Here is a 7,529-nt window from a genome sequence, read left to right on the forward strand (position 1 = left end):
CAAAAAAACAAAAATTGTGGCGACGATAGGGCCGGTCACTTCCGGCGAGGAAAAACTTACAGAGCTTTTAGAAAGCGGAATGAACGTAATGAGAATAAACTTCTCCCACGGCGATTTCGCCGAACACCAGACAAAAGTCAACAACGGGCGCAAGGCTTCCAAAAAAACCGGAATTCCGCTGGCGATAATGCAGGATTTGGGCGGGCCGAAAATCAGGATAGGCGATTTCTACAAAGAAAGCATCACCCTTAAGGAAGGCGAGACCTTCACCCTGACGACCGAAAAAATAACCGGCGACGAAAAAAGAGTTTACATAAACTATCCGCTTCTGCCCAAGGAGGTTAAAAAAGGCGGCTACATTCTTCTCCACGACGGCAAGAAAAAACTGCAGATAACGGACATCAAAGGCAGCGAGGTGATATGCAAAATCATCGTCGGCGGAGACATCAAGGGCAGAAGGGGCGTCAACTTGCCGGGCGCTTATCTTTCCGTAAGCTCAATTACGGAAAAGGACAGGAAAGATTTGGAATTTGGCATCAAAAATAAGGTTGATTACGTCGCCCTTTCTTTCGTCCGAAGGCCGGGTGACATCATCGAATTACGGGAAATTTTAAAGAAAGCCAAACTGTCGGCCGGAATAATCGCCAAGATAGAAACGCCGGAGGCGGTGGAAAACATTGAAGAAATAATAAAACTGGCCGATGGCATAATGGTGGCGCGCGGCGATCTGGCTATAGAAGTGCCGGCCGAGGACGTGCCGCTTATCCAGAAAATGATAATTGAGAAGTGCAACCGCGCCGGCAAACCGGTGATAACCGCCACCCAGATGCTGGAATCAATGATAAAATCTCCAGTTCCGACCAGGGCCGAGGTTTCCGACGTGGCCAACGCCATTTTGGACGGCACCGACGCGATAATGCTCTCGGAGGAAACGACTTTGGGCGATTATCCGGTGGAAGCGGTAAAAATGATGTCCCGCATAGCGGAAAGAGTGGAAGACGACATTTTGCACCAAAAACTGACTTTCAGCAGGAAAATTAATTCATCGCGGCGGAAAATGGCCAGCGTGGACGGCGAAGTTTCCGCGCAAAGCGCGCTGGAAGAAGTTACCAACGCCATCAGCGGAGAGGCGGTTGACATTGCCCGCGGAGTGGACGCCAAGTTCATCGTGGCTTTGAGCAACAGCGGTTTTACCGCCAGAATGATATCCAGATTCAAACCTTTCCAGGAAATTCTGGGAATGACTCCGAACAAAGAAACCTACGGCAAAATGGTTTTAAGCTACGGAGTGAATCCGGTGCTCATCAAAAAATTCAAAAATCTGAACGAAGCCATGACCATAATAAAAAGCCACTGCCTTAAAAACAAATTAGCGGGAAAAGGCGACAAAGTAGTTCTAGTGGCCGGAATGCCTTTCGGCAAATCCGTCGGCACCAACATGGTTTTGGTGGAAAAAATCTAGTTAATTAGAGCTATTTTACAGCAAAAAGGCCTTATTTTATAAGGTTTTTTGCTGCTTAGGACCGAATTTGTTTAAAAGCCTTGACAAAACAGTTTAAATCTATATAATAATAAAAGAATTAAGCAAGGACAGGAACTTAAAAATTAGATACGGACTGAATTTACAAAACCTTTTTAGGCAAGCAAAATTCAGTGTTGGAAAAAATAAACTTTTTATTTCTGAAAATTTTTTCAAAAAACGAAAAGGAGAAAATAGGTATGAAAATATTTTCTGTTGATGCGGAAACGGATGGCCTCTATGGTGAATCATTTGCCATAGGGGCAACTGTTAGGGAAAATGGACGCGAAGCGACTTTTCAAGGAAGGATACCTGACAGCAAAGTGTCTAACCGGTGGGTGAAGAAAAATGTTCTTCCCCATATTATCGATATGAGCATTACTTGCTCCTCTAGTTATATCTTAGAGGAGAGTTTTTGGAAATTCTGGATGGAAAACAAGGAGGATGCAATAGTCATAGCTCATTGTGCTTCTCCAGTGGAAACAGGACTCTTCCGCCGTTGCGTGGAAAGAGATCTTGAAAATCGAATGGGGGATGGTCCTTATCCGGCTATTAATGACGTGGCCACTCTCTTGATGTTATTGGGAGAAAGGATTGATTCCGTTGATACTTACAATAATAAGTATGGAATCATTGTTCCTTTCAAGGGGACATCGCATCATCCAATGTATGATGCGGAGGCCGCGGCAGTCTGCTGGGAGCATGCTTTCAGCAGATTAACCTTAAAATAAAAAGGAGGGGAATAGATATGAAAAAATTAATTAGGGGAATAAAAAGGGAAATAAAAAATTTCTTATTTCCGGCAGATGCCATGCTGGAAAGATTCCAGAAGAAATTTCCCGGAAAATGCCCGATATGTTCTTTCCGGAGGTATGGTATTTGGAAGGGATTCAAAGTAGGACAGTTACCGGCGCATAACTGTCCTGAAAATAATACTTCGTACCCAGTGAACAAGAAATAATTTTTAAGGGAAGGTTTGTTTTAAACAAACCTTCCCGCTGTTTCGCCGATGTGTATCGGCGCTGATGATCTCGAAAGAGTGAAAACAGAATTTGCACCTTTTAAAAACCAAAATACCCTTATCGACATCGAACGTCAATAATTAATTCCAACACTGAATTTTGCTTGCCCCATAAAGGCGAATAAAATTCAGTGTTGGAAAATTAATTAAATTTTTTGTTTCTGAAAAATTTTTGGGAGGAGGAGAGAAATGGAAATGAAAGAAAAAATACACAGGGTGTTGCTGCAAAGAAGGGGTGGAAAGGTATCTACCCCTGTGTTTATTTGTTGCGAGGGGAAAAAGCATGACTTTCCCCTACAAAGAAAAGACAGTTATGACACATATCTTTCAGTAAATGATCTGAAAGATATGACTCCGTGGCGGTATGATAATGATTCAACTGTCCTGGAGTTGACCCGTCGGATGTGGACCGATGGGTGCATGGGGGTAAGAGAGGTAGACGGAAAAACTGCCTTTCATGCCGGCAAAATGTTTGACAGCGGCAGTAATTCTTGGAAGGGGCATTACAGATTTGAAAACGGGCAATTCGCCTGTTTTGAATAAGGAGGAAAAGATGAAAAAAGAGAAAAAAATCATTGAGGAGTTTATTAGCCTTTTGGCGCAAAAACAAAAGGCTAAAGGAAAAGACATTAATGGTGGTGTGTTTAACAACACCGTCATTGATGTTATTGGCACCGCAAGGCTCTTTGGGATTAAGGATCTTTGCGGCCAAAAAATAGACGGCGAGGACGCCGTCGATAAAATCTGGAAAGAAATTCTATTGGCTTAAGAATTTCTTTCCATTTAAACCAAGGAGAGTGGTGCGTATAAAACAAAGCGCGCCCTCTCCTTTTTTATTTGCAAAAATTCGGTTTGACTGGCGATGCGGGGAGGGTATAATTTTATGTAATGGGAAAGAAAACGGCAAAAAATAATAAAAATCAAAAGAAAGAAATGACCATTAATGATTTGGCGGTGGCGATAAATAACTTATCCGAAAGAATGGATAAGCGCTTTGATGAAATAGACGACCGTTTTGTTGAAGTGGATAAGCGTTTTGGTGATGTGGACGATCGGTTTTCCAAAATAGACAACCGGCTTGCCAGAGTAGACGGCCGATTTTCCAAGATGGAAATTAGCATAGGTAAACGTTTCAAAGAGCAAGAAATCAAACTTGAAAAAATGATGGATGACAAAATTGAAGACCTTGCCGTAATGATTAACAGGAGTTTTGAAAAAGTGGCGACAAAAGATGAAGTTAATTTGCTGCGCGAGGATATGAATAAAAATTTTGATAAAGTGAATGATACTGTTGAAAAAATAAGCATCAAACCAGACAACCTGGCTGATAAGGTTTATGCCGACCATAATCCTCGCATAGTCAATTTGGAAAACAAAATGCAAAAATTGGAATCCGCGGCTTAGCACAAAAAAATCCAAGGATAACCCTTGGATTTTTTTGTGCTTGCTTAGATTTTTGCTTTTTGTATAATAGAGCGTATTACCGTTTGGAATCAGTAAGTTTAGAAATTAACCGTTAATTTATCAATAAAAGAAAATATATAGGACTTACGCAAAATGCACTTTTTAGCAAAAACTTAGCAACTAATGGCTTAAAATCATTATTCAGCACATGGATTTTGCTTAATTTTGCCAAAGTGCGTAAGCCCTATATTGGTTGCGGTGCCATTTTCTTTTTTGAAATATGCTGTATAATTAGGGATTATCTTGAAAGGTCACCAAGATAACAAGAATTAAAGGCTTTAATAAAGTTAGTCTTATAAAACAATAAATAAAATGAAAAACAAAAATTTACTTTATAAATCATTGATTTTCGTTATCGCGTTGATTGTCGCGGCGCCATCTTTTTCTTTGGCAGAAAAAAACGATGGGGCGGATGGCGCGGGCAACGAAAACAAAGAGATTCCAATTGGAACCAGGTACAGAGATGAAGATATTATTAATAAAAAAATAAGATACGATGATGATGGACTTATAGAAAAAAGAGAAGTAAAAAGCAATAACCGAGAAAGGAAGGAAAAATTAAAAATTGAACTTGTTAAAATTAAAAACGAAAACAAACGGCTTGCCGTGGATAAAATAGACGAAAAAATCGCCGAATTGAACGAAAAGACTGTCAAGCGTTTTGACGAAGCCTTGGATAAAATTGAGAGCATCCTTGAAAGAATTCAAGACAGAACCGACAAGGCGGAAAAAAGAGGAATGAACGTGTCCGAAGTCAGAACCGCTATAAACGACGCCCGAACCGCAATCACCTCGGCCAGGCAAGCCGTTGACGCTCAGGAGGATAAAGTTTACAACATCACCGTCAGTTCCGAAAGCCGGCTGAAGGGTAATGTCAGCGCTGTCAGACAAACTCTCCATGACGACTTAATCGGGATAAAAGAGAAAATAAAAGAAGCCAGGGAAGCCACCAGAAAGGCGGCGGTAGCTTTGGCTCGCTTATTCGGAGTTTCTGAGTCTTCGTCTTCGCTGTCTTCGACCTCCTCCGCTTCCGCTTCAGTTTCGTCCGTTGCGTCATCGGTTAGCTTTTCTTCCGTTCCGGCATCATCATCCGCGGCGGCTTCATCAATGACATCATCTGCCGCTTCTTCGTCGAGCGCGACGTCTTCGGATGCTTCCTCCTTAAGTTCATCACTGCCGATCTCATCCAGTTCTATTTCTTCATTAACATCCTCGGTTTCTTCTCAGGCTGAATCATCCTCTGCCTCTTCCTTCTAAGCCGTGGAAAAATTGTTAAACGCGGAAAGATTACAAGTTTAAAATTTAAAAGCAGTTAAAAAAATGAAAAAAATAATTATAATTTTGGTGGCAATCGTGGCGATAGGGGGGATAGTCTGGCTTATAAAAGGAAAAAAAGAAATTGAAAGCCCAGATGTATCCGAAGAAAACACGGCCAGCATTGTTTCTGCCATGAATGAGGAGCTGAATGTTCTTGAAGTGAATAACATCGATGCCGATTTTAAGGAAATAGACAAAGATTTGCAGGGTTTGTAAGGATTTGCGAATTAAAAAACCGACTCCGGCTACAAGGAGTCGGTTTTTTGGTGATTGCATTTTCTGAAAACAATGTTAAAATTTCGCTTATGAATGACGGCGATAAAATCTCAAAAAACGGTGAATTTTCAGACGAGGGAGAAGAAATAACGGTGGAAGAAGAGACAGTGAGTCCGATGGAGGCACTGAAGAAAATCAAGGGAAAATTGATGGCCTGCGAAAAGGATAAAATGGAATATTTGTCCGGCTGGCAGAGAGCGAAAGCGGATATGGTCAACGCCAGGAGGGAGATGGATGACGAGAAAGCGAGGCTGGCGAAATTTTCCGAAAAGTCGCTGGTGGTTGAATTTCTGGAACTGGCCGACAGTTTTGACCGGCTGTTTAAAAACAAAGAAAGCCTGGAAAAGATAGACAAAAACTGGCGGCAGGGAATTGAGAATCTGCGCTCCCAGCTCGTCGGGATATTGAAGACCAGAGGGGTTGAAGGTATAGAATGTTCGGGTAAAAAATTCGACCCGAAGGAACACGAGTCAATCGGCGAGGTTGATGTTGACGAGAAAGAAAAAGATGGTATCGTGATGGAAGAGATGAGAAGCGGGTATAAGATGCATGGAGTAATTATACGGCCAAGTTTAGTAAGAGTGGGGAAATTTAAAGAATAAGCACGAAATTCGAAGCACTAAATCCGAAACAAATCCAAATAACAAAAATTAAAAATTCTAAACTGTTTTGAATTTAAGAAATTAGGATTTAGATATTGTTTCGAGTTTCGATATTAGGATTTCGAATTTAATTTAAACACATGTCTATGTCAAAAATTTTAGGAATAGATTTGGGAACAACCAATTCGGCCATGGCCCTCATAGAAGCCGGGGAGGCCAAAGTGCTGGAAAACGCCGAGGGTGTGAGAACCACGCCGTCGGTGGTGGCCATTTCCAAAGCGGGCGACCGGCTCGTCGGGCTTTTGGCTAAAAGGCAGGCGGTCACCAACCCGGAAAATACCATCTACTCCGTCAAAAGGCTGATAGGCCGGAAATTTGAAGACAAAGAGGTGGAGAAAGACAAAAGTCTTTTACCGTACAAAATAGAACGAGCCGACGACGGGGGAGTAAAAGTCAAAATGAGCGGCAAGAGTTACCGGCCGGAAGAAATCTCGGCCATGGTTTTGCAGAAGCTCAAACACGATGCCGAAGCCAAAATCGGCGGCAAAATAGAAGGCGCCGTCATCACCGTGCCGGCCTACTTCAACGATGCCCAAAGAAAAGCGACCAAAGACGCGGGCGAAATCGCCGGCCTGAAAGTTTTAAGAATCATCAATGAGCCGACGGCGGCGGCCTTGGCTTATGGTTTAAACAAAAAGAAGGACGAAAAGATAGTCGTTTACGATTACGGCGGCGGAACATTTGACGTTTCCGTGTTGGAGGTGGGCGACGACGTTATAGAAGTAAAGGCTACCGGCGGCGATACTCACTTGGGCGGAGATAACTTTGACCAGCTGATAATGGAATGGATACTTTCCGAGTTTAGAAAAGAAAGCGGCATAGACGTATCCAAAGACATTTTGGCTTTACAGAGGCTCAAAGAGGCGGCGGAGAAAGCGAAGCACGAACTTTCCGGAACTTTTGAGACGGAAATAAACATACCGTTTATCACTTCCGATTCTTCCGGCCCGAGGCATTTGCTTATGAAAATAAGCCGGGCCAAGCTGGAAGAATTGTGCGCCGGACTTATCAACAAATCAATTGATATAACGAAAAAAGTCGTTGAGGACTCCGGCCTGAAGCTGGCGGAAATAAACGAAGTGATTCTTGTCGGCGGCCAGACCAGAATGCCGGCCATTATCAACGCCGTCAAAAATCTTTTCAACAAGGAACCGAACAAGTCCGTCAACCCCGACGAGGTGGTGGCGGTGGGCGCGGCCGTCCAGGGAGGCATCATCAAAGGCGAAGTCAGGGACGTGCTTTTGCTGGACGTCATTCCACTTTCGCTGGG

Annotated in this window: 10 protein-coding genes; all 10 read left to right on the top strand. The window is 42.8% G+C overall.

All coding sequences use genetic code 11. The annotated features are described in order from the left end of the window. Positions 1 to 1,462 (top strand): pyruvate kinase (gene pyk / locus HUT38_04125; protein NUQ57640.1); only part of this gene is annotated, 1,462 nt, incomplete at its 5' end. Between the two features lie 191 nt (positions 1,463 to 1,653). Next, positions 1,654 to 2,250, top strand: a complete 597-nt coding sequence (locus HUT38_04130) for a hypothetical protein (GenBank protein ID NUQ57641.1) — start codon at positions 1,654 to 1,656, stop codon at positions 2,248 to 2,250. Between the two features lie 17 nt (positions 2,251 to 2,267). Next, the gene (locus HUT38_04135) at positions 2,268 to 2,480 is read left to right on the top strand and encodes a hypothetical protein (protein NUQ57642.1); all 213 of its coding nucleotides are present in this window, start codon (positions 2,268 to 2,270) and stop codon (positions 2,478 to 2,480) included. Between the two features lie 255 nt (positions 2,481 to 2,735). After that, positions 2,736 to 3,083, top strand: a complete 348-nt coding sequence (locus HUT38_04140; GenBank protein NUQ57643.1) for a hypothetical protein — start codon at positions 2,736 to 2,738, stop codon at positions 3,081 to 3,083. Between the two features lie 10 nt (positions 3,084 to 3,093). Further along, entirely contained in the window at positions 3,094 to 3,309 is a 216-nt protein-coding gene (locus HUT38_04145) for a hypothetical protein (protein ID NUQ57644.1), read from the top strand. A gap of 119 nt (positions 3,310 to 3,428) precedes the next feature. After that, entirely contained in the window at positions 3,429 to 3,944 is a 516-nt protein-coding gene (locus HUT38_04150; GenBank protein NUQ57645.1) for a hypothetical protein, read from the top strand. A gap of 372 nt (positions 3,945 to 4,316) precedes the next feature. After that, positions 4,317 to 5,261, top strand: coding sequence for a hypothetical protein (locus HUT38_04155; protein NUQ57646.1), 945 nt, complete (start codon positions 4,317 to 4,319; stop codon positions 5,259 to 5,261). A gap of 63 nt (positions 5,262 to 5,324) precedes the next feature. Next, positions 5,325 to 5,537 (top strand): hypothetical protein, encoded by a 213-nt coding sequence (locus HUT38_04160; GenBank protein ID NUQ57647.1) that lies wholly within the window; start codon positions 5,325 to 5,327, stop codon positions 5,535 to 5,537. An 89-nt stretch (positions 5,538 to 5,626) separates the two neighbouring features. Beyond that, positions 5,627 to 6,199 carry a nucleotide exchange factor GrpE gene (locus tag HUT38_04165; GenBank protein ID NUQ57648.1) on the top strand — a complete coding sequence of 191 codons (573 nt, stop codon included), beginning with the start codon at positions 5,627 to 5,629 and terminating at the stop codon, positions 6,197 to 6,199. 146 nt (positions 6,200 to 6,345) lie between these two features. Next, a partial coding sequence (locus tag HUT38_04170; GenBank protein ID NUQ57649.1) for an Hsp70 family protein occupies positions 6,346 to 7,529 on the top strand: 1,184 nt, incomplete at its 3' end.

The organism is Candidatus Paceibacter sp. (assembly GCA_013360865.1).
In the GTDB taxonomy this organism is placed as follows: domain Bacteria; phylum Patescibacteriota; class Minisyncoccia; order UBA9983; family UBA9983; genus SURF-57.

Excerpts from the sequence above, each read along its gene's own strand:
- HUT38_04140 (NUQ57643.1), top strand. The coding sequence starts at position 2,736 with ATGAAAGAAAAAATACACAGGGTGTTGCTGCAAAGAAGGGGTGGAAAG.
- HUT38_04145 (NUQ57644.1), top strand. The coding sequence starts at position 3,094 with ATGAAAAAAGAGAAAAAAATCATTGAGGAGTTTATTAGCCTTTTGGCG.
- HUT38_04150 (NUQ57645.1), top strand. The coding sequence starts at position 3,429 with ATGGGAAAGAAAACGGCAAAAAATAATAAAAATCAAAAGAAAGAAATG.
- HUT38_04165 (NUQ57648.1), top strand. The coding sequence starts at position 5,627 with ATGAATGACGGCGATAAAATCTCAAAAAACGGTGAATTTTCAGACGAG.
- HUT38_04135 (NUQ57642.1), top strand. The coding sequence starts at position 2,268 with ATGAAAAAATTAATTAGGGGAATAAAAAGGGAAATAAAAAATTTCTTA.
- HUT38_04155 (NUQ57646.1), top strand. The coding sequence starts at position 4,317 with ATGAAAAACAAAAATTTACTTTATAAATCATTGATTTTCGTTATCGCG.
- HUT38_04160 (NUQ57647.1), top strand. The coding sequence starts at position 5,325 with ATGAAAAAAATAATTATAATTTTGGTGGCAATCGTGGCGATAGGGGGG.